15 protein-coding genes are annotated in these 20,650 nt (G+C 66.7%); 8 read left to right on the forward strand and 7 right to left on the reverse strand.

Annotated features, from left to right (window positions below; genetic code table 11):
* Window positions 1–121: 121 nt before the first annotated feature.
* Entirely contained in the window at window positions 122–3,052 is a 2,931-nt protein-coding gene (locus A5724_RS07170; RefSeq protein WP_082964917.1) for an RND family transporter, read from the forward strand.
* 336 nt (window positions 3,053–3,388) lie between these two features.
* Here the strand turns inward: A5724_RS07170 and A5724_RS07175 are convergent, their stop codons facing one another.
* The 4 genes from A5724_RS07175 to hemE are packed head-to-tail and all read right to left on the reverse strand — an operon-like array spanning window position 3,389 to window position 8,158.
* Entirely contained in the window at window positions 3,389–5,035 is a 1,647-nt protein-coding gene (locus A5724_RS07175) for an NAD-dependent malic enzyme (RefSeq protein ID WP_067798444.1), read from the reverse strand.
* Between the two features lie 23 nt (window positions 5,036–5,058).
* A complete protein-coding gene (gene hemQ / locus A5724_RS07180; RefSeq protein ID WP_067798447.1) occupies window positions 5,059–5,754 on the reverse strand; it encodes a hydrogen peroxide-dependent heme synthase in 696 nt (231 codons plus the stop codon).
* A gap of 5 nt (window positions 5,755–5,759) precedes the next feature.
* Window positions 5,760–7,112: a protoporphyrinogen oxidase gene (locus A5724_RS07185; protein ID WP_067798450.1), complete on the reverse strand. Its 1,353-nt coding sequence runs from the start codon at window positions 7,110–7,112 to the stop codon at window positions 5,760–5,762.
* Entirely contained in the window at window positions 7,109–8,158 is a 1,050-nt protein-coding gene (gene hemE, locus A5724_RS07190; protein WP_067798453.1) for a uroporphyrinogen decarboxylase, read from the reverse strand. Before hemE ends, A5724_RS07185 begins: the two co-directional genes overlap by 4 nt.
* 135 nt (window positions 8,159–8,293) lie before the next feature.
* On the opposite strand from hemE, the gene A5724_RS07195 reads away from it, so the two are divergent.
* The 3 genes from A5724_RS07195 to A5724_RS07205 are packed head-to-tail and all read left to right on the forward strand — an operon-like array spanning window position 8,294 to window position 11,837.
* Complete coding sequence (locus A5724_RS07195) at window positions 8,294–8,875, forward strand: DUF3000 domain-containing protein (protein WP_067798456.1); 582 nt, start codon at window positions 8,294–8,296, stop codon at window positions 8,873–8,875.
* Between the two features lie 2 nt (window positions 8,876–8,877).
* The gene (locus A5724_RS07200; protein WP_067798459.1) at window positions 8,878–10,137 is read left to right on the forward strand and encodes a ribonuclease D; all 1,260 of its coding nucleotides are present in this window, start codon (window positions 8,878–8,880) and stop codon (window positions 10,135–10,137) included.
* A 38-nt stretch (window positions 10,138–10,175) separates the two neighbouring features.
* The gene (locus A5724_RS07205; protein WP_067798462.1) at window positions 10,176–11,837 is read left to right on the forward strand and encodes an alkaline phosphatase D family protein; all 1,662 of its coding nucleotides are present in this window, start codon (window positions 10,176–10,178) and stop codon (window positions 11,835–11,837) included.
* On the opposite strand, the gene A5724_RS07210 is transcribed toward A5724_RS07205, so the two are convergent.
* The 3 genes from A5724_RS07210 to nhaA all read right to left on the reverse strand — a co-directional run bounded on the left by A5724_RS07210 (window position 11,827) and on the right by nhaA (window position 16,018).
* Complete coding sequence (locus A5724_RS07210; RefSeq protein WP_067798465.1) at window positions 11,827–12,726, reverse strand: alpha/beta fold hydrolase; 900 nt, start codon at window positions 12,724–12,726, stop codon at window positions 11,827–11,829. The two genes, A5724_RS07205 and A5724_RS07210, sit on opposite strands and share 11 nt — an antisense overlap.
* A gap of 69 nt (window positions 12,727–12,795) precedes the next feature.
* Window positions 12,796–14,712 carry a 1-deoxy-D-xylulose-5-phosphate synthase gene (gene dxs, locus A5724_RS07215; protein ID WP_067798469.1) on the reverse strand — a complete coding sequence of 639 codons (1,917 nt, stop codon included), beginning with the start codon at window positions 14,710–14,712 and terminating at the stop codon, window positions 12,796–12,798.
* Between the two features lie 28 nt (window positions 14,713–14,740).
* On the reverse strand, window positions 14,741–16,018 hold the full coding sequence (nhaA, locus tag A5724_RS07220; protein ID WP_067798472.1) for a Na+/H+ antiporter NhaA: 1,278 nt from the start codon (window positions 16,016–16,018) through the stop codon (window positions 14,741–14,743).
* 303 nt (window positions 16,019–16,321) lie between these two features.
* On the opposite strand from nhaA, the gene A5724_RS07225 reads away from it, so the two are divergent.
* The 4 genes from A5724_RS07225 to A5724_RS07240 are packed head-to-tail and all read left to right on the forward strand — an operon-like array spanning window position 16,322 to window position 20,603.
* Complete coding sequence (locus A5724_RS07225) at window positions 16,322–17,185, forward strand: ABC transporter ATP-binding protein (RefSeq protein ID WP_067798836.1); 864 nt, start codon at window positions 16,322–16,324, stop codon at window positions 17,183–17,185.
* Window positions 17,182–18,807 carry an ABC transporter permease gene (locus tag A5724_RS07230; RefSeq protein ID WP_067798475.1) on the forward strand — a complete coding sequence of 542 codons (1,626 nt, stop codon included), beginning with the start codon at window positions 17,182–17,184 and terminating at the stop codon, window positions 18,805–18,807. Before A5724_RS07225 ends, A5724_RS07230 begins: the two co-directional genes overlap by 4 nt.
* 55 nt (window positions 18,808–18,862) lie before the next feature.
* Window positions 18,863–19,306 (forward strand): CBS domain-containing protein, encoded by a 444-nt coding sequence (locus A5724_RS07235; RefSeq protein WP_067798478.1) that lies wholly within the window; start codon window positions 18,863–18,865, stop codon window positions 19,304–19,306.
* A 4-nt stretch (window positions 19,307–19,310) separates the two neighbouring features.
* Complete coding sequence (locus tag A5724_RS07240) at window positions 19,311–20,603, forward strand: SLC13 family permease (RefSeq protein ID WP_067798481.1); 1,293 nt, start codon at window positions 19,311–19,313, stop codon at window positions 20,601–20,603.
* Window positions 20,604–20,650 lie beyond the last annotated feature (47 nt).

Here is a 20,650-nt window from a genome sequence, read left to right on the forward strand (position 1 = left end):
CAACGCGCCGGTCAAAGTGCAAATCGGCCGCCGACCGGCTCTAACGGTCCCAAAGGGAGCTAACTGATATGCCGCCGGATCTGGTTGACTATGCGCAAACCAACCCACCCCGAGGACGGTGTTGAGCACTCCGACTATCGCCCCCGCAACCGCCGCGGCCAAGCCACCGCGACACGGCATAGCGAAGTGGATCCGCCGGTTGGCGGTCCCGATCATCGTCGGCTGGGTCGCGCTGATCGTTTTCCTGAACGTGACCGTGCCGCAGCTCGAAACCGTCGGCGAGATGCGGTCGGTGTCGATGTCTCCGAAAGAGGCACCGTCGGTCGCCGCGATGATGCGGATCGGCAAGGTCTTCGAGGAGTTCGACTCCGACAGCTCGGCCATGATAGTGCTCGAGGGCGACAAGCCTCTCGGCCCTGACTCGCACGCCTTCTACGACGAGATGATCGCCAAGCTGCGGGCCGACAAGAAGCACGTGCAGCACATCCAGGACTTCTGGGGTGACCCGTTGACGCGGGCAGGCGCCCAGAGCGAGGACGGCAAGGCCGCCTACGTGCAGGTGTATCTGGCGGGCAACATGGGCGAGGCGCTCGGCAACGAGTCGGTCGCCGCAGTGCAGAAGCTCGTCGAGAGCCTGCCCCCACCCCCTGGCGTCAAGGTCTTCGTCACCGGCGGCCCCGCGATGCAGGCCGATCAGGAGCGCGCGGGCAACAGCAGCATCCGCACCATCGAGATCGTGACGATCGTCGTCATCATCACGATGCTGCTGTTCTTTTACCGCTCGATCTTCACGGTCGTGCTGGTGCTGTTGATGCTGATGCTGGGGTTGTCGGCGACCCGCGGCGTGGTGGCGTTCCTCGGCTATCACGACCTGATAGGGCTGTCGACGTTCGCCACCCAGCTGTTGGTGACCCTCGCGATCGCGGCCACCACCGACTATGCGATCTTCCTGATCGGCCGATATCAGGAGGCGCGCACGGTCGGCGAAGACCGAGAATTGGCCTTCTACACGATGTTTCACGGCACCGCCCATGTGGTGCTCGGTTCGGGTATGACGATCGCAGGCGCGACGTTCTGCCTGTCGTTCACCCGACTGCCCTACTTCCAGACGCTGGGTGTCCCGCTCGCGGTCGGCATGGTCGTCGGTGTGTTCGCGGCGTTGACGCTGGGCCCCGCGCTGATCACCGTCGCGAGCCGGTTCGGATTGCTGGAACCCAAGCGCGCGATGCGAATCCGATTCTGGCGTCGGTTGGGGGCGGCCATCGTCCGATGGCCGGGCTGGATCCTGACGATGACCGTCTTCCTCGCGCTGATTGGCCTGCTGACCCTTCCCGGCTACGAACCCAGCTACAACGACCGCAAATACCTGCCGGCCGACCTGCCCGCCAACCAGGGCTTCGCAGCGGCGGAACGGCACTTCCCGGTGTCCCGGATGAACCCCGAAATGCTGCTGGTCGAAACCAATCACGACCTACGCAACTCGGCGGACTTCCTGGTGATCGAGCGGATCGCCAAAGCCGTGACGAAGGTGCCGGGCATCGGCCGGGTGCAGGCGATCACGCGGCCCGAGGGCAAGCCGATCAAGTTCAGCACGATTCCGGCGCAGATGAGCATGAGCGGCACCTTCCAGGAGATGAACCGCGACTACATGCACAACGTGATGGCCCTGATGAAGGTGCAGGCCAACGACATGCAGAAGACCGTCGACACGATGGACCGGATGATCGTGCTGATGGAACAGATGAGCGCGACAACACACAGCATGGTGGGCAAGTCCAACCAGATGGCAGTCGATGTCGCCGAATTGCGGGACCACATATCCGATTTCGATGATTTCTTCCGCCCGATTCGTAACTATCTGTACTGGGAACCGCACTGCTTCAACATCCCGGTCTGCTGGTCCCTGCGGTCGACCTTCGATGCACTCGACGGCGTCGACACCATGACCGACGACTTCCAGAGTCTGCTGCCGGACTTGAACAAACTCGACGCTCTGATGCCGCAGATGATCGCGACCATGCCGCCGACGATCGAAACCATGAAGAACGCGCGCGACATGATGCTGAGCATGCAGTCCAGCCAGTCCAGCATGCAGGATCAGCAGCACGAGATGAACGAGAACCAGACCGCGATGGGGGACGCGTTCAACGACTCGCTGAACGACGATACGTTCTACTTGCCGCCAGAGATCTTCCAGAACAAGGATTTTCAGCGCGGCATGGACAACTTCATCTCGCCCAACGGCCACGCCGTCCGGTTCATCATCTCCCATGAGGAAGATCCGCTGTCGGCCGACGGCATCAAGCGCATCGACGCAATCAAGAACGCCACGTTCGAGGCCATCAAGGGCACCCCGCTGGAAGGCTCACAGGTCTACATCGGCGGTACCGCATCGACATTCAAGGACATGGAGGACGGCAACCGCTACGACCTGATGATCGCCGGCGTCGCCGCGCTGACCCTGATCTTCATCATCATGCTGCTCATCACGCGCGGTGTCGTGGCCGCGGCCGTCATCGTCGGCACGGTGGTGCTGTCGCTGGGCGCCTCGTTCGGGCTGTCGGTGTTGTTCTGGCAGCACCTGTTGGGCATTCAGCTGGAGTTCATGGTGATGGCGATGGCGGTGATCATCCTGCTGGCCGTCGGCGCGGACTACAACCTGCTGTTGGTCGCGCGGATGAAGGAAGAGATTCCTGCCGGGATCAACACCGGCATCATCCGCGCCATGGGCGGTAGCGGATCAGTCGTCACCGCTGCGGGATTGGTCTTCGCCTTCACCATGATGTCGATGGCGGTGAGCGCGATGGTGATCGTCGCCCAGATCGGCACCACCATCGGCCTGGGCCTGCTGTTCGACACACTGGTGATCCGCGCCTTCATGACGCCGTCGATTGCGGCGTTGCTCGGCCCGTGGTTCTGGTGGCCGCAGCGGGTCCGGTCCCAGCCGATGTCGGCGCGGATGAGGCGGTTGGCCCGTGCCCGGGCTACGGGATTGGCGCCTGGGGGTTCGAGTCCGGCCCCTCCCCCGCGTACAGGGGCGCAGGACCAGTGATGGCGGGCACCGCCTTCGTGATCGCCGGCTTCGACGGCGGTGTCGACGTGGTCGGGCCGCTCCAGTTTCCGGCCGCGGTGACCTCAGCGCCCTGGTTGTAGATGACCGCCGCACCACCCAGCACGATCAGGGCGCCGCTACCAACCACCGCGGCACTCAACCGCAATTGGTGAACCGATCTCAGCTTCATCGCCGTCTGCTCCCCTCGTCGCCTGTAAATCCAGTCAACACCGAAAAACTGGAATCACCCTGACGGCGGGATGCGAATCGACTACGCGCACCGTTCACAGCGTTCAGGCAGCCCTAAGGCGCTGTGCAACAACGCCGTTAGCAAATTCAGCTGCGATACTCCGGGATCCACCGAACCTCAGCGATACGCTGGTTGAGTTGTTCGGCGGTGCGATGCGGCGCCACTCCGTCGGCGATCGCCTGCAGTCCCACTGCATGCGCGATACGGACTGCCACCGCGGGGACGTCCGCCCAGGCGGGCAGCAGCGGCAGGTGCGGATCCACCAGCGCGGGTGATTCGTCGCCGAGTGCGGCCGCGGCGACACGCATCATCTCGTCGGTCACCCGGGTGGCCTGCGCCGCGGTGACGGCAAGACCCATCGCCGGGAAGATATAGACGTTGTTGCACTGGGCGATTGGCCGCTCCCCCCCGTCGCGGTGCAGCGGCGCGAACGGCGAACCGGTGGCGATCAGCGCGCGCCCGTCAGTCCACGCATCCAGTTCCGCGGGATGCGCTTCGGCGCGGCTGGTGGGGTTCGACAACGGGAAGATGATTGGCCGCTGAGTCTTCGCGGCGAGCTCACGCACGATGTCTTCGGTGAAAGCCCCTGCAGCCGTGGATAACCCGAGTAGCACGCCGACGTCGACATGGTGAACCACGTCGGCCAGTTGCGCTGGGCCGGACAAACCCCAGCCTGCCACGACGTTCGCGGGTTTCGCGAACCTGCGTTGTTCCGGGGACAGGTCGGCGCGGTCGTCGGTGAGTAATCCGACCACGTCGACCACCCAGATCCGTTCGGCCGCATCGGCTTCCGACAAACCCTGGGCCACCATCTCACGCCTCACCATGTCGAGCACACCGATGCCCGCCGAACCCGCTCCCAGCATCACGACCTGCTGTTGCGACACCGGGCGGCCCGCCACCTTCGCTGCGCCGTGCAGTGCGCCGAGCGTCACCGCCGCGGTGCCTTGGATGTCGTCGTTGAACGTCAGCAACTTGTCGCGGTAGCGCTGCAGAATCGGAAGCGCGTGCGCCGTCGCGAAATCCTCCCACTGCAGTAGCACATCGGGTAGCTCCTCGTGCACCGCCTCGACGAATTCGTCGATGAACGCGTAGTACTCGTCGTCACCGATCCGCCGGTGCCGCCACCCGAGATACTGTGGGTCTTCCAGCAATTCGACGTTGTCGGTGCCCACGTCGAGCACGATCGGAAGCGTGCGCGCCGGGTCGATTCCGCCGATCAGCGTGTACAGCGACAGCTTCCCGATCGGGATGCCCATTCCGCCGATCCCCTGGTCGCCAAGGCCGAGGATGCGTTGCCCATCGGTCACCACGATCACATCGACTTCGCGATGCGGCCGATTGCGAAGCACCTCACGCAATTCGGCCCGATCCGGATACGACACGAAGAGGCCCCGCGGCCGGCGATAGATTTCGCTGAAGCGCTGACACGCTTCACCGACGGTCGGGGTATACACGATAGGCATGGTCTCGGCGATGTTGTCCCGCAGCAGGCGGTAAAACAACGTCTCGTTGCGGTCCTGTAACGCACGCAGGTAAATGTGCTTGTCGAGACCCTCACGGCGAGTAGAGAACTCGTTCCACGAGTGCTGGACCTGTTGCTCCAGCGTCTTCTCCGCGGTCGGCAGCAGCCCCAGCAGGCCGTACTTGCGCCGTTCCTCGTGGGTGAATGCCGTTCCTTTGGTCTGCAACGCGTCGAACAGCAAGTCTCGTCCAGTCTTGGCCTCAGACAACTGGAGTCCTTCCGGCGGAGAAGTTATGGGAGTTTGTTGACCAACTCTTCCACCCCGACACGGGGACCGGTGAAGAACGGGGTCTCTTCGCGCGTGTGTCGCCTGGCGTCGGTGGCCCGCAGATCGCGCATCAGGTCCACGATGCGGTACAGCTCGGGCGCCTCGAACGCCAGGATCCACTCGTAGTCGCCGAGCGCGAAGGCGGGCACCGTGTTTGCCCGCACGTCCTTGTAGCCCCTGGCGGCCATGCCGTGCTCGGCCAGCATGCGGCGGCGCTCCTCGTCGGGCAGCAGATACCACTCGTAGGACCGAACGAATGGATACACGCAGACGTAGTTGCCCGGCTCCTCGCCGGCCAGGAACGCGGGAATGTGGCTCTTGTTGAACTCGGCGGGCCGGTGCAGCGCGACGCTGCTCCACACCGCCGTGCTGGCCCGGCCCAGCGCGGTGGTCCGGCGGAAGTCCGAATAGGTCGCCTGCAGCGCCTCCACCGTCTCGGCGTGAGTCCAGAGCATGAAATCGGCGTCGGCGCGCATGCCCGCGACGTCGTACAGGCCGCGGACCACGACGCCTCGCTCCTCCTGCTGTTTGAGGAAGGTCGTCATCTCGTCGACTACGCCCCCGCGGTCGTCACCGAGGACCCCCGGTTGCGCCGCGAACACCGAGAACATCAGGTAGCGGATGGTCGCGTTCAGCTCGTCGAAATCCAGCTTGGCCATACGGTCTATCGTGCCACGCGCGCGGTGACCAGCGACGCGGCCGCCCGTGTGGCGGCGGCCACGCAGGCGGGCACCCCGATGCCGTCCAGATAGCCGCCCGCGACCGCAAGCGTCGGCGGCAGACCGGCCCGCAGTTCGGCCACCACGTGCTGGTGGCCGGGCCCATACTGGGGCATCGCGTCGATCCAGCGCTGCACATGGCAGTCGATGGGTTCGACGTTGACCCCGAACACCGTCGCCAGATCCCGCGACGCCCAGGCCAGCAGGTCCTCGTCGCCAGCGCCCTTGGCCAACTGGTCGCCGAAGCGGCCGTACGACAGTCGGACCAGTTCGACGTTGCCTCGACGCCCCCATTTGCGGCTCGACAACGTAATCGCCTTGGCCTGCAGGGGATTCCGGTCGGCCACCAACACGCCGGACTGTTCCGGTAGCGGGGTTCCGCCGGGCAAACCCAACGCCACCAGCGCGGTGGACGCCACCTCGATGCGGCGCGCGGCGGCCGCCGTTCGCGGGGCCACCCCCTCGATCAGCCGCGGCAGCCGCGGCGCGGGCACGGCCAGCACCGCCGCGTCGGCGGGCCAGCGCTGACCCTCGTCGTCGACCAACACCCAGCCCTCCGGCGCCCGGTCGACCCGCTCCACGGTCACCTGAGCCCACTGGACGCCGGCCCGGCGGACCAACTCGTCGACCAGCACGGCGTATCCGCCGTCGACGGCACCGAACACCGACCCCGCCGACGCAGGCGGAAGCGCGTCGCGCACGGCCTCGGTCAGGTTCCTGGCCCCCCGGTCCAGGGCCGCGGCCAGCGTCGGAACCGCCGACCGGACGCCGATGGTGGCCGCCGACCCCGCGTAGACCCCGGCGAGCAGTGGATCCACCGACCGGGTCACCACCTGGTCGCCGAATCGATCTCCGACCAGGTCGGCCACCGACGGGTCGGCACCTGGCTGCCAGACAAACGGCCGGTTGGGTTCGTCGAGCATCCAGCTGATCGTGGCGTCGTCGACCAGCCCCGCCAGCGCCTGCGGCTGCGACGGAATGCCCTGCAGGGTGGCCGCAGGCAGCGGGTGCATCCTTTGCTGGCTGTAGATCAGCGGCCGGACCCCGGTGGTGCCGATCTGCCGGTTTGCCAGGCCGAGTTCGGCCAGCAGCGCGGGCACCTCGGGCCGTCGCGCGATGAACGCCTCGGCTCCGACGTCCAGCGGCTGGCCGCCGATCCGTTCGGTGCGCAGCACGCCCCCCAGCCGATCGGCAGGGTCGAACACGGTGATGGTCGCGGTGGGCCAGGCGACCCGCAGCCGATAGGCCGCGACCAGACCCGAAATCCCGCCTCCGACAACGGCATACGACGTCGTCATAGCGAATGCACCAGCGCGACGACATCGGTGATGACCGACGGGTCCGTGCCCGGCAGTACGCCGTGGCCGAGGTTGAACACGTGCCCGGCGGCACCGGCGTCGACGGCGCGCCGACCGTCCTCGACGACGGCGCGCACCGCGGTCTGGGCCACCTCGAACCCCGCGAGCAGCACGACGGGGTCGAGGTTGCCCTGCAGGGCGGTGCCGGGTCGGACGCGGGCGGCGGCGTCGGTCAGCGACGTTCGCCAGTCGACTCCCACCACGGTTGCGCCGGCCTGCGACATGGCGCCGAGCAACTCGGCGGTGCCCACCCCGAAGTGCGTCATCGGCGCCCCGGCGCCGGCGAGCGTGGCGAACACCCTGCTGCTGTGGGGCAACACGTAGCTGCGGTAATCGGCCAGCGACAGCGTGCCCGCCCAGGAATCGAACACCTGGATGGCGTCCACGCCCGCATCAAGCTGGGTCTGCAGGAACGCGATCGTGATGTCGGTCAGCGCCGTCATCAGCGCATGCCAGGTTCCCGGGTCGCCGAGCATCATCGCTTTGGTGCGCTCGTGGTGTTTGCTGGGACCGCCTTCGACCAGATAAGAGGCCAACGTGAACGGCGCGCCTGCGAACCCGATGAGCGGGACGTCGCCCAGTTCGGTCAGCAACTGCGACACCGCCTGCGCGACAGGCGCGACCTGTTGCGGCTCAAGCCCGCTGATCGCTTTCACGTCGGCGATGGTGCGCACCGGGTGTTCGATCACCGGCCCGACGTCGGGCACGATGTCGAGCTTGACCCCTGCGGCCCGCAGCGGCACGACGATATCGGAGAAAAGGATTGCTGCATCGACTCCGTGCCGACGGATCGGCTGCATGGTGATCTCGGTGATCAACTCGGGATCGAAGCACGCCTGCATCATGGTGTTCTTGGCCCGCAGCGCACGGTACTCGGGCAGCGAGCGGCCTGCCTGCCGCATGAACCACACCGGCACCCGGCCGGGTTTGCGGCCGGTGGCTGCGGCCAGATAGGGCGACTCGGGCAGCGTGCGGCGGTTCGTCATCGGCCTCAATGCTGCCATGCCTGTTCAGCGGCCTTTCACACGTCGGCACAGCAACAGCCCAGACCATGGTCAGCTCGGGCACAAAATCGGCGCGCCTGCGCACAGACCAGCCAATATGGTCTAGCGTCAAACGGCATGACCACCGCCGAACCGGCTCAGTTCCGTGAAGCGGTGGCGGCGATGAATGCCACCACCGTGCGGCCGGAAATCGAGCTCGGCCCGATTCGCCCGCCGCAGCGGCTGGCGCCGTTCAGCTACGCGTTGGGCGCCGAAGTCAGACACCCAGAGACGGCCATCGTCCCCGAGCGGTCCGAAGGTGACGCGTTCGGCCGGTTGATCCTGTTGCACGATCCCGAGGGCGCCGACGCGTGGGACGGCACCATGCGGCTAGTCGCCTACATCCAGGCCGACCTCGATCCCAGCGAGGCCCTCGACCCGCTGCTGCCCGACGTGGCGTGGAGCTGGTTGGTCGAGGCGCTCGAATCGCGGGCCGAGCACCTCACCGCGCTGGGCGGCACGGTCACCGCGACCACATCGGTGCGCTTCGGCGACATCTCCGGGCCGCCGCGCGCGCACCAACTCGAACTGCGCGCCTCGTGGACCGCGACGACGCTGGAGCTGGGCCCCCACGTGCAGGCGTTCTGCGCGGTGCTCGAGCACGCCGCGGGCCTGCCGCCGGCCGGTGTCACCGATCTGAGCTCCCGCACGCGCGCCTGACGATGGCGGACCCCGAACAGGCCGCCGAGGCGCAGGAGCAGGAGGCTGAGGCCACGCCGCTGCTCGCGCCACGGGACGGCGTGCCGCCGCTGTCGGTCAGCCGCGACGAAATCGCAAGAGCCGCAGATCTTTTGGCGTCCGGCCGCGGCCCCTTCGCGGTCGACGCCGAGCGGGCATCGGGCTTTAAGTATTCCAACCGCGCCTACCTGGTGCAGATCCGCCGCGCCGGTGCGGGCACCGTGCTGATCGACCCGGTGAACCACGGCGGGGACCCGGTCGAGACGCTGGCCCCGGTCGCGGCCGTGCTGGCGACCGACGAGTGGGTGCTGCACGCGGCCGATCAGGATTTGCCGTGTCTGGCCGAGGTCGGCCTGCGGCCGCCGAAGCTGTACGACACCGAGTTGGCGGGCAGGTTGGCCGGTTACGAGCGGGTGAACCTGGCGACGATGGTGCAGCGGCTGCTGGGCCTGCAGTTGATGAAGGGCCACGGCGCGGCCGACTGGTCGAAGCGCCCGCTGCCGCATGACTGGCTGAATTACGCCGCGCTCGATGTCGAGGTGCTGCTCGACCTGCGCGACGCGGTCGCCGCCGTGTTGGCCGAACAAGGCAAAACAGATTGGGCCGAACAGGAATTCGAGTTCGAGCGCACCTTCGAACCGTCACCGACGCGGCGGGACCGGTGGCGGCGCACGTCGGGCATCCACAAGGTGCGCAATCCGCGGGCGCTGGCTGCCGTTCGGGAGTTGTGGATGACCCGCGATCACATCGCCCGCCGCCGCGACATCGCGCCAGGGCGGATCCTGCCTGACTCGGCGATCATCAACGCCGCGACCGTCAACCCGGACACCATCGAGAAGCTGACCGAACTGCCGGTGTTCGGCGGCGCCCGGCAACGCCGCAGCGCGCAGGTGTGGCTGGATGCGCTCGCCCGCGCCAGAACCGCGGAGCCTCCCGAGGCGCAGGAGCCGTCCAACGGCCCGCCGCCCGCGTCGCGCTGGTCTCGGCGCAAACCCGAGGCGGCTGCCCGGCTGGAGGCGGCCAGGGCCGCGCTCAACGAACTGTCAGAACGGGTTTCGGTGCCACCGGAGAACCTGGTCTCCCCCGAGGTCATCCGCCGGTTGTGCTGGGACTGGCAACCGGCCGCCGATACCATCGCGGCGGTCGACGCCTTCCTGCGCGACGCAGGGGCCAGGCCGTGGCAACGTGAACTCGCCGACCCGGTGCTTGCCAAGGCGCTCAATCCTGAACGCGAGCAGTCGTAACGGGCCCGGCCCGCGGCGTAGGTGCCTAATCTGAAGCGGTGGCGCTGCTTCTCGGTCCCGTGCTCCGACACGTCGACGATACGACGGCGCAGGTGTGGGTGCAGACGGGTCACGCCGCGACGGTGACGGTGCTCGGTTGCGCAGCAAGAACTTTTGAGGTCCAAGGTCATCACTACGCCCTCGTCCCGGTGACCGGCCTGGCCGAGAATTCCACGACCCCGTACCAGGTCAGCATCGACGGAGAGCAGGTGTGGCCGCTACCTGACTCGCAGTTTCCGCCGAGCGTGATCCGCACGCGCGGCGGCGACTCCGCGCACCGGTTGCGCGCCGTCTTCGGCTCCTGCCGATACCCGAAGACCGGGATGGCCGACATCGACGAGGAACTCGGCCACGACGCGCTCGACTGCTACGCCGACCGGATGGCCGGCCAGCCGATGGACGAGTGGCCGGACATGCTGATCCTGCTCGGGGACCAGGTGTACGCCGACGAGCTCACGCCCGAGGCCCGTCGGCACATCGCGGGCCGCCGGCGCACACACGCGAAACGCCCGCCCGAAGAGGTCGTCACGTTCGGCGAGTACGAACAGCTGTACCGCCATTCGTGGGGCGACCCGGAGATCCGCTGGATCATGTCGACAGTGCCCACCGCGATGATCTTCGACGATCACGACATCCGCGACGACTGGAACACATCGGCGGTGTGGCGGGCGGAGATGAACAAGCAGTCCTGGTGGCGAGACCGGATCCGCGCCGGCTTGGCGTCGTACTGGGTGTACCAGCACCTCGGCAACCTCAGCCCCGCCGAACTCGCAGCCGACGAGGACTATCGGCGGCTGCGCGACATCGACGGTGACATCTGGCCGGCGCTGGTCGAACTGGCCGACCGCGCGGACGCCGAGGTCGATGCGAACAAGGGCGTCCGGTTCAGCTATCGATGGGACCTCGGTCGCAGCCGGTTCCTCATGATGGACAGCCGCAACGGGCGGATCCTGGACTCCGGCGAGCGCATGATGATCGGCGAGCGGGAGTTCGGCTGGCTCGAGGCGCAGGCCGCCGACGGGCTCGACGAACTGGACCATCTGATCCTCGCATCGTCGGTGCCGTGGCTTCTGCCGCCGGTGCTGTCCGACTTGGAGACGGTGAACGAGATCGCCGCCGACCGGGGCGGCTGGCGCGGCAAGTTGGCCGAATCAATCCGGCAGGCAGCCGATTTCGAGCACTGGGCGGCGTTCTTCAAGTCGTTTGTGCGGCTGACACAGATGATCGCGCGGGTGACAACGTATCCCGGCGGACCGGCGACCGTCACCGTGCTCTCCGGCGACGTGCACCACAGTTACGTCGCCCGCGCGCAGTTGGCTGCGGCGCCCGGCGCGACAGTGCATCAGGTCGTCTGCTCGCCGGTGCACAACAAGGTGCCGCCATACGTCAAACCGGCGTTCAAAATCGGGTGGTCACACCGACTTGCGCCGGTGATGCGGCGGTGGGCACGTCGTCGAGGAGCGTCGTCGCTGCCGGTCACGTGGACCGATGTCTGCGGTCCGCTGTTCGGCAACACCATCGCGCTGCTGCAGATCTCCGGCCGCGACGTCGAGGTCGTCTTCGAGCAGCCCAGCGCGTCAGGCACGCTCGAAACCGTCAGCAGGGTGCCGCTGACCGCGCCCGACGCCGAGCAGGTGGGCCCGGTTCGCGCTAGGAGGTGACGCGCTCGATGTGGGCAAGAAAGTGTTCTAGCACCGCATCGGGTGCCTCGATCTGCGGCCAGTGCCCGATCGCGTCGTCGAGCATCACGACGTCGGGATCGGGGATGACCTCGAGATAGCGCTGCGCCATGTGCCTGCCCGAGTTCGGGTCGACGGGTCCGTCGATCAACCGCATCGCGACGGCCGTCTCCCGCATCGCCCGCACCCACCGATTGCGGTGCGCGTAGCGGTCGGTGACGAACCGGCCGACCTTGTGCAGCACACGCTTTCCGTCGTTGTACTCCAGCACTTCGTGAAAAAGGTCGAGCATCCGCCGTGTCGGTTTGGTGTTCGGGCCGAACATCTCGTTGATCGTCGGCTCGATGATCCGCCTCGACAGCGGGCTGCCCTGCAGCGGACTCATGATGTCGCCCAACGGAGTTCGTGACATCAGCTTCTGCATCAACCGGGGCGTGTACGCCTCGTTGAACAGGCCGCCGTTGAGCCAGGTGATCGACTCGATGTGCAACCCGCCGTAAACCTGTTCGCGAAACTGGTGGCGGCCCAAAAGTTCCTGGCCGACGGAGTCGCCGAGGTCGTGAGCCAGGATGTGTGCTGAACCGACACCCAGATGCGCCAACAGCGCCTCGTGCATGTCGGCGTGGTCGTGCACGGAGTACTCATAAGCGACGGGTTTGGCGGAGAATCCCATGCCGAGCATGTCCGGCGCGACGACCGTGAAGCGGGCGGTCAGCCGGTCCCACAACGGCGCCCAGTCCCACGTGTTGAACGGATAGCCGTGGATCAGCACCAGGTGAGGCCCACTGCCTTCGACCCGGTAGAAGATGTCGAAACCCAGATAGTCGAAGTATTGTCCACCGGCTTTCCAGCGTTCGAGCTCAGCATCCATATCCGCGAGGCTCCTGTCTGGTCACGAGCAGACGCAAAAGTCCCCGACACGCCGCGTTTTCGGGCGAGGTTACGTCTGCTCGCGGAGTGAAGGTTCGGGCTCTGAGGCGCGGGTTCCGAGTGCCGCCACCCAACCGGTGATCCGGCGGGCGATGTTGGCGTCGGTCAGGCCGACATCGGCCAGCACCTCACCGCGCGACGCCTGGTCGAAGAACTGCTGCGGCAAGCCGAGGTCGCGGCACGGGACGTCGATCTCCGCGCGTCGCAGCGCACCTGACACCGCCGAGCCGACGCCGCCTGCGACGCCGTTGTCCTCGACGGTGACCACGAGCTTGTGCGCGCGCGCCAACTCGCCGAGCGCCTCCGGCACCGGCAGTATCCATCGCGGGTCGACGACCGTCACGCCGATGCCCTGGTTGCGCAGTCGCTCCGCGACCGCCAACGCCATTGCCGCGAACGGGCCGACCGCGACCAGCAGCACGTCGTCCGACATTCCGTCCGCGGGCAGCGCCAACACGTCGATGCCATCGCGCCGCTCGAGCGCCGGAATGTCTTCGCCGACATCGCCTTTCGGGAACCGGATGGCGGTGGGGCCGTCGTCGACGTCCAGCGCCTCGCCGAGTTCCTCGCGCAGCCGGGCGCCGTCACGTGGCGCGGCGACCCGCATGCCAGGCACGATACCCAGCATCGACAGGTCCCACATGCCGTTGTGGCTGGCGCCGTCGGGTCCGGTGACCCCGGAGCGGTCCAGCACCATGGTGACCGGCAGCCTGTGCAGCGCGACGTCCATCATCACCTGGTCGAAGGCCCGGTTCAGGAACGTCGAATAGATGGCCACCACCGGGTGCATACCGCCCATCGCCAGACCCGCGGCCGACGTCATCGCGTGCTGCTCGGCGATGCCGACGTCGAAGAACCGGTCCGGGAACCGCTGCCGGAACGACGTCAGGCCGGTCGGCCCCGGCATCGCGGCGGTGATCGCCACCACGTCACGTCGCCGACTTGCGTAGCCGATCAGCGCATCGGAGAACGCCGACGTCCACCCGGGCCCGGGCACCGAGGTGGCCAGCCCGGTCTCCGGGTCGATCACGCCACAGGAGTGCATCTGGTCGGCTTCGTCGTTTTCCGCGGGCGGATAGCCCATGCCCTTGCGGGTGACCACGTGCACGATCACCGGCGCCTTGAAGTTGCGTGCCTGGCGCAGCGCGGTCTCGACGGCATGCTCGTCGTGGCCGTCGATGGGGCCGACGTACTTCAGGCCAAGGTCGGTGAACATCACCTGCGGCGACAGCGCGTCCTTGATGCCCGCCTTCACGCTGTGCAGACACTGGTAGCAGAGCTCACCGACGAGCGGTACCCCGCGCAGCGCGCGCTTGCCCTCGTCGAGCACCTTCTCATAACCGGGTTGCAGCCGTAGCCCGGCCAGGTGCTCGGCGAAACCGCCGATGGTCGGCGCGTAGCTGCGGCCGTTGTCGTTGACGACGATCACGACGGGCCGCCTGGCCGCGGCGATGTTGTTCAGCGCTTCCCAGCACATGCCGCCGGTCAGCGCACCGTCGCCGACCACGGCGACCACGTGCCGGTTGCGGTGCCCGGACAGCTCGAAGGCCTTGGCCAGGCCGTCGGCGTAGGAGAGCGACGCGCTGGCGTGGCTGGACTCCACCCAATCGTGCTCGCTCTCGCCGCGCGACGGGTAGCCGGACAGGCCGCCCTTCTTGCGCAGTGAGTCGAAGTCATGGCTGCGGCCCGTCAGCATCTTGTGCACGTAGGACTGATGGCCGGTGTCGAAGATGATCGGATCGTGCGGCGAGTCGAACACGCGATGCAGGGCGAGGGTGAGTTCCACCACACCGAGGTTCGGGCCGAGATGCCCACCGGTTGCAGCGACCTTGTGGATCAGAAATTCGCGGATTTCCTGTGCCAGATCGCTCAACTGCGACTGGGAGAGGTGCTGCAGATCAGCGGGGCCGCGGATCTGTTCAAGCATTAGGCCAGTGTAGCCACGGGTCAGTGGCTCAGTCGTATCCAGACTGGTAGATGTCGGGAACGCCGTCCTGGTCGGTGTCCGTCGTCTCGATCGCCTCGATGCGCCGGTACGCCGCATTGCGGCTCAACAACACGACCGACGCCACTACACCTGCGATGACGGACCCCACCAGCACCCCGATCTTGACGTCGTCGCCCGCGGGTGTGCCGTGGCCGAAGGCGAGCTCACCGATCAACAGCGACACGGTGAAGCCGATGCCCGCCAGCAGCGACACGCCGAGCACGTCGCGCCATGCCAGATCTTCGTCGAGCGCCGCATGGGTGAACTTGGCCAGCAGCCACGCCGTGCCGAACACCCCGAGCGGTTTACCGATCACCAGGCCCGCGATGACACCGTCGGTGACCGGATGCGACAGCGAGTCGGCAAGGCCCGACCAGCCGCCGACCGTCACCCCCGCGGCGAAGAACGCGAACACCGGCACGGCGACGGCCGCGGAGACCGGCCGCAGCCCATGCTCGAACCGGTCTGCGCTGCTGTTTCTGCCGAGCACCGGGATGGTGAAGCCCAGGACCACTCCCGCGACGGTCGCGTGTACGCCGCTGGCATGGACCAGGGCCCAGGCCACCACGGCCAGCGGAACCAGCAGCCACCAGTGATTGATCCCCCTCTGCACCGCGAGCCCGAACAAAACAATCGGGATGACGGCCACCGCCAGGGGCCCGACGGCCAAGTGATCCGTGTAAAAGACGGCGATGACGGTGATCGCGAGCAGATCGTCGACAACGGCGAGAGTCAGCAGGAACGTCCGCAGCGCGGTGGGCAGATGGGTGGATAAGACCGCAAGCACCGCGAGGGCGAACGCGATGTCGGTGGCGATCGGCACCGCCCACCCCCCGAGGTTCTCGGGCCGGTCGGCCGCCAGGTTGATGCCGATGAAGATCGCGGCAGGCACCAGCATGCCGCCGACGGCCGCCGCGATCGGTAATGCCGCACGGCGCGGGTCACGCAGATCGCCTGCGACGAACTCGCGCTTGAGTTCGACGCCGACGACAAAGAAGAAGATCGCCAGCAATCCGTCGGCCGCCCACGCCGAAATGGACAGGTTCAGGCGCAGCGACTCTGGTCCGATCACGAAGTTCGACATGGCGCGGTAGGCGCCGGACCACGGTGAGTTCGCCCACACCAGCGCAGCGCCTGCGGCGGCCAACAGCAGCACGCCGCCGACGGTCTCCCTGCGGAAGATCTCGGCGAAGCGCTGCGCCTCCGACCGGGAGGCGCGGGACAACAATCGCATCGGGCTGGACATCGAATCGATCAGCCGGTTGCGAAAAGCGCTGCAGGACTGGCGAATCGGCGAATTCGAAGAGACGTTTTCACGATGTGCTCCGGGGTCGGATTACGGACACTGCCGACCAGGCTTCCCGGCACACCGGTGTCCAATCTACCAGCCGAACAATTCGCTGTTGCTCTGAACGTGGCCGCGGTACATTTCCTCTTGGTGCGCCGGGAAGCCTGGTCGGCAATTTGTAACCCGACGAGTGAAAGGTTTCCGGTGCACGCTTATCCGGCGGCTGGTGCGAACCCCGCCTTCGCCATTGAAATCGACCGCATGACTAAGCGGTTCGGTGACATCGTTGCCGTCGACGACCTCAGCTTGACCGTAACTGCGGGCGAGGTGTTCGGCTTCCTCGGTCCCAACGGGGCAGGCAAATCGACGACGATTCGTGTGCTGCTCGGCCTCCTTCGCCCGAACGCAGGCCAGGCGCGCGTGTTCGGGGTGCCGGCGGGCGACGTCCGGCGGGCCCATGGCCGGCTGGCGTACGTGCCCGCCGATGTCGCGTTGTGGCCAACGCTCACCGGCGCCGAGACACTCGAGTTGCTGGGCAACGTCGGTCCGAGCATCGATGTGGACTACCGCCGGCACCTTGTGGAGCGCTTCGATCTGGACCTCGACCGACCAGGAAAGGCGTACTCCACCGGCAACCGGCAAAAGGTCGCGTTGGTCGCCGCGTTCGCCACACGCGCGGCCCTGCTGGTGCTCGACGAGCCGACCAGCGGGCTGGATCCCTTGATGGAGCGGGAGTTTCGGCAGTGCGTGCGCGAGGCGCGGGAACGCGGCCAGACCGTATTTCTCAGCTCACATCAGCTTGCCGAAGTGGAAGCAGTGTGCGACAGGGTCGCTATCTTGAGAGCTGGGCGCGTCGTCGAGATCGACAGCATCACTGACCTGCGGCGGTTGCGCCGCACGGTTGTCGAGGTTTCGTATCGTGACTCAAAGCCGTTGTTGGACACGACGGATGGCGTGTCGGCAGTCGAATACCTCGACGGTAACCGGCTGCGGTTCAGCTTGTCGGGGCCACCGGCGTCGGCCCTGCGGGCGTTGGCGGCCGCCGACGTCACGGCGCTGGCCGTGCGGGAACCGACACTGGAGGAGATCTTCCTCGACTACTACGGCGAGGCGGCACAATCATGACCGCCGCGTTGTCGACGGTTCCTGCCGTCGCGCGAACCACGACCGGCCGTGCCATCAACCGACTTGTGATCCGCCAGATCCGGCGCGGTGCCGCCATTGTCGCCGTGGTGTGCGCGGCGATGTCGGCCACGGTCGCCGTGCAGTACCAGACGACGTTCAGAGGTTCGCTCGACGAATCCGGCTTGCGAGCTCTCGTTGACAACCCTGCGATCCGAATACTTTTCGGTACCCCCGTAGCGTTGGATGACGTGGGCGGGTTCACTGTGTGGCGTACCGCCACACCCATCCTCGTGCTTGCGTGTGTGTGGATTCTGTTGGCGGCCATCCGGATCACCCGCGGCGAAGAGGACGCCGGGCGCAGCGATCTACTGCTCGCCGGGCCCATTCGGACAGTCGATCTCGTCACCCATTACCTCACCACGATCGCCGCAGCCGCGCTGCTGATCGGGGCTGCGGTCGGAATCAGCCTCCTGGCAGCCGGCACGGATGCCGCGGGCTCGGTCATCTACGCGAGCGCGGTGCTCGGTGTGACGCTGACGTTCGGCACTGCGGGTGTCTTCGCGGCGCAACTCATGCCGACCCGATCCGCTGCGGTCGGCGTCACCGTCAGCCTGCTGGGCGCCGCCCTACTGCTCCGGATGCTCGCCGACAGCACCACGCAATTCGCCTGGGCGGCATGGGCTTCGCCGTTCGGCCTCACCGCCCGCGCCGCGCCGTATGCGGACAACCGGCTGGCACCGCTGTTCACGCTCGCCGGGTTCTCCATCGCATTCGCGGCGGCCGCACTGGCTGCGGCCGGACGCCGCGACGTGGGCAGCGGCTTGGTGACGGTCACTACGAGGCGGGCGCCGCGCACCCGACTGCTTGGCTCTGTCGGCGGATTCGCCGTGCGACGGGCGATACGGCTGACGGTCGGCTGGGCGGCCGGCATCACCGCGTACTTCCTGCTTCGCGGGACGTTGATCGCGTCGATCCTCGAGTTCTTCGAAAAGAACCCGCGTTTCGCCGAGTTGGCGGCCGCGGCAGGGTTCGGCGGGCTGGATTCCGCGAAAGGCTTCTCGGCGGCGTTGTTCGGTCTGCTGGCCATCCCGACCGGCTTGTACGGGGCTGTCCGCCTGTCCGCCATGATCACCGACGAGCGAGCGCGTCGATGGACTCCCCTGTTCGCATCGCCGGTGTCGAGAACGCGCTTGATGCGCACCGAGATCACGATGACAACGGCGGGCGTGCTCGTGTTGCATGCAATTGCCGGGCTGATGATGGCGACCGGAGCGGCAGTTACGGGCGCGCCGCTGAGTTTCGGTGACGCCCTGGCCGGTGCGTTGAACTCGGCGCCGATCGCATGGTTGAGCGTTGGCGCCGCTGCACTAGCGGCCGGGTGGTTTCCGTCGGCGGTGCTCGCAACCGGAGTGCTGCCGGTCACCGGGGGTTTTCTGCTCGACGTCGTCACGCAGAGCGTTCGGGCACCGGCCTGGGTGGTGGACGCATCGCCGTTCGCCCACCTCTCACCCGTACCGGTGACGGCACCGGATTGGACGGCCACCGCGGCGCTCCTGACCATTGGCGCACTGTTGGCAGCCGTCGGGCTGGTGGGCTACCTGCGCAGGGACCTGACGAGCTGACCAGGACGAAGACAGATGAACAGGATTTCGCTGACCGCGGTCGTATGGTGCTGATATGCACGCCGAGGACATGGCCGAGGACTTCCCGGTGGTGACAGTCGACTCCAATGCGCTGGAAGCCGCACGCATGCTCGCCGAGCACCGTCTGCCGGGAATTCTGGTCACCGATGAGTCCGGGCACCCCTTTGCCGTGCTACCGGCCTCGCAGGTGGTGCGGTTCATCGTGCCCACCTACGTCCAGGACGACCCGTCGCTGGCCGGCGTGATCAACGAATCGGTGGCCGATCGCGCCGCGGACAAGCTCGGCTCCAAAACCGTCGGCGATGTTCTACCCGAACACCTGACCGACGTGCCGCCTGCGAACGCGGATGACACGATCATCGAAGTCGCCGCGATCATGGCGCGTTTCAAGAGTCCACTGGTTGCCGTGATCAAGGATGGCGAGTTGCACGGGGTCGTGACCGCGTCACGACTGCTCGAAGCGGCGCTGAGGCACTAGTTCATTGACGACTGTCATCGCGATCACCGTCTTCGTGGTCGCGTACGCGCTTATTGCCAGCGACCGCATCAACAAGACGTTGGTCGCGCTTTTCGGCGCCGGCATCATCGTGGCTCTCGGCATCGTCGAGTCCCAGGACGTGTTCTATTCGCACGAGACCGGAATCGACTGGGATGTCATCTTTTTGCTCTTCGGCATGATGATCATCGTCAGCGTGTTGCGGCAGACAGGTGTATTCGAATACGTGGCGATCTGGGCGGCCAAACGGGCGAAAGGTTCGCCGCTGCGGATCATGATCCTGCTGGTATTGGTCACGGCGTTCGCATCGGCGTTGTTGGACAACGTGACAACGATCCTGTTGATCGCTCCCGTCACCCTGTTGGTGTGTGACCGCCTCGCCATCAACCCGGTGCCCTTCCTGATCGCAGAGGTTCTCGCGTCGAACATCGGTGGCGCTTCGACCCTGGTGGGCGACCCGCCGAACATCATCATCGCCAGTCGAGCAGGCCTGACGTTCAACGACTTCCTCGTCCACATGACGCCGATAGTCATCATCGTCGTCGTCGCGTTCATCGCGCTGCTGCCGATGGTGTTCCGTGGTTCGTTCGACGTCGACCCCGCGCGAGCGGCCGACGTGATGTCACTGGTGGAACGGGAAGCCATCCGTGACCCGCGACTGCTGATCAAGAGCGGCGTCGTGCTCGCGCTCGTCTTCACCGCGTTCATCGGCCATTCGGTGTTTCACGTCGCGCCGTCGATCGTCGCGCTGCTGGGAGCCGGCATTCTGATCTTGATCTCGGGCTTGGACCGACGCGACTATCTGGCGGGCGTGGAGTGGGAGACGCTGCTGTTCTTCGTCGGACTGTTCGTCATGGTCGGCGCGCTGGTGAAGACCGGTGTCGTCGACGAACTGGCGCGGTCGGCAACCGAGATCACGCACGGAAACGGGCTGCTGACGGTGATGTTGATTCTCGGTGTCTCCGCGCCGGTGTCCGGGGTGATCGACAACATCCCCTTCACCGCGACGATGACGCCGATCGTCGGCGAGTTGGCGGCGAGCATGCCCGACATGGCGCACCCCAACGCGCTGTGGTGGGCGTTGGCACTCGGGGCGGACTTCGGCGGCAACCTCACCGCGGTCGGGGCCAGCGCCAACGTCGTGATGCTTGGAATCGCCCGTCGCGCAGACTATCCGATCTCCTTCTGGGAGTTCACCCGCAAGGGGCTGTTGATCACCGTGGTGTCCATTGTGCTCTCGGCGCTCTATCTCTGGCTGCGGTACTTCGTCTTCGGCTGATTGCGCTCCATGCGTAGACCACCGCGACGCGATCGGGCGGGCTACCG

Origin of the sequence: Mycobacterium sp. ACS1612, assembly GCF_001667505.1 — a bacterium.
Lineage (GTDB): Bacteria > Actinomycetota > Actinomycetes > Mycobacteriales > Mycobacteriaceae > Mycobacterium.

Excerpts from the sequence above, each read along its gene's own strand:
- A5724_RS07225 (WP_067798836.1), top strand. The coding sequence starts at position 16,322 with ATGACTAAGCGGTTCGGTGACATCGTTGCCGTCGACGACCTCAGCTTG.
- A5724_RS07235 (WP_067798478.1), top strand. The coding sequence starts at position 18,863 with ATGCACGCCGAGGACATGGCCGAGGACTTCCCGGTGGTGACAGTCGAC.
- A5724_RS07195 (WP_067798456.1), top strand. The coding sequence starts at position 8,294 with ATGACCACCGCCGAACCGGCTCAGTTCCGTGAAGCGGTGGCGGCGATG.
- A5724_RS07210 (WP_067798465.1), bottom strand. The coding sequence starts at position 12,726 with ATGGATGCTGAGCTCGAACGCTGGAAAGCCGGTGGACAATACTTCGAC.
- A5724_RS07230 (WP_067798475.1), top strand. The coding sequence starts at position 17,182 with ATGACCGCCGCGTTGTCGACGGTTCCTGCCGTCGCGCGAACCACGACC.
- A5724_RS07200 (WP_067798459.1), top strand. The coding sequence starts at position 8,878 with ATGGCGGACCCCGAACAGGCCGCCGAGGCGCAGGAGCAGGAGGCTGAG.
- hemQ (WP_067798447.1), bottom strand. The coding sequence starts at position 5,754 with ATGGCCAAGCTGGATTTCGACGAGCTGAACGCGACCATCCGCTACCTG.
- A5724_RS07185 (WP_067798450.1), bottom strand. The coding sequence starts at position 7,112 with ATGACGACGTCGTATGCCGTTGTCGGAGGCGGGATTTCGGGTCTGGTC.
- dxs (WP_067798469.1), bottom strand. The coding sequence starts at position 14,712 with ATGCTTGAACAGATCCGCGGCCCCGCTGATCTGCAGCACCTCTCCCAG.
- nhaA (WP_067798472.1), bottom strand. The coding sequence starts at position 16,018 with ATGTCCAGCCCGATGCGATTGTTGTCCCGCGCCTCCCGGTCGGAGGCG.
- hemE (WP_067798453.1), bottom strand. The coding sequence starts at position 8,158 with ATGACGAACCGCCGCACGCTGCCCGAGTCGCCCTATCTGGCCGCAGCC.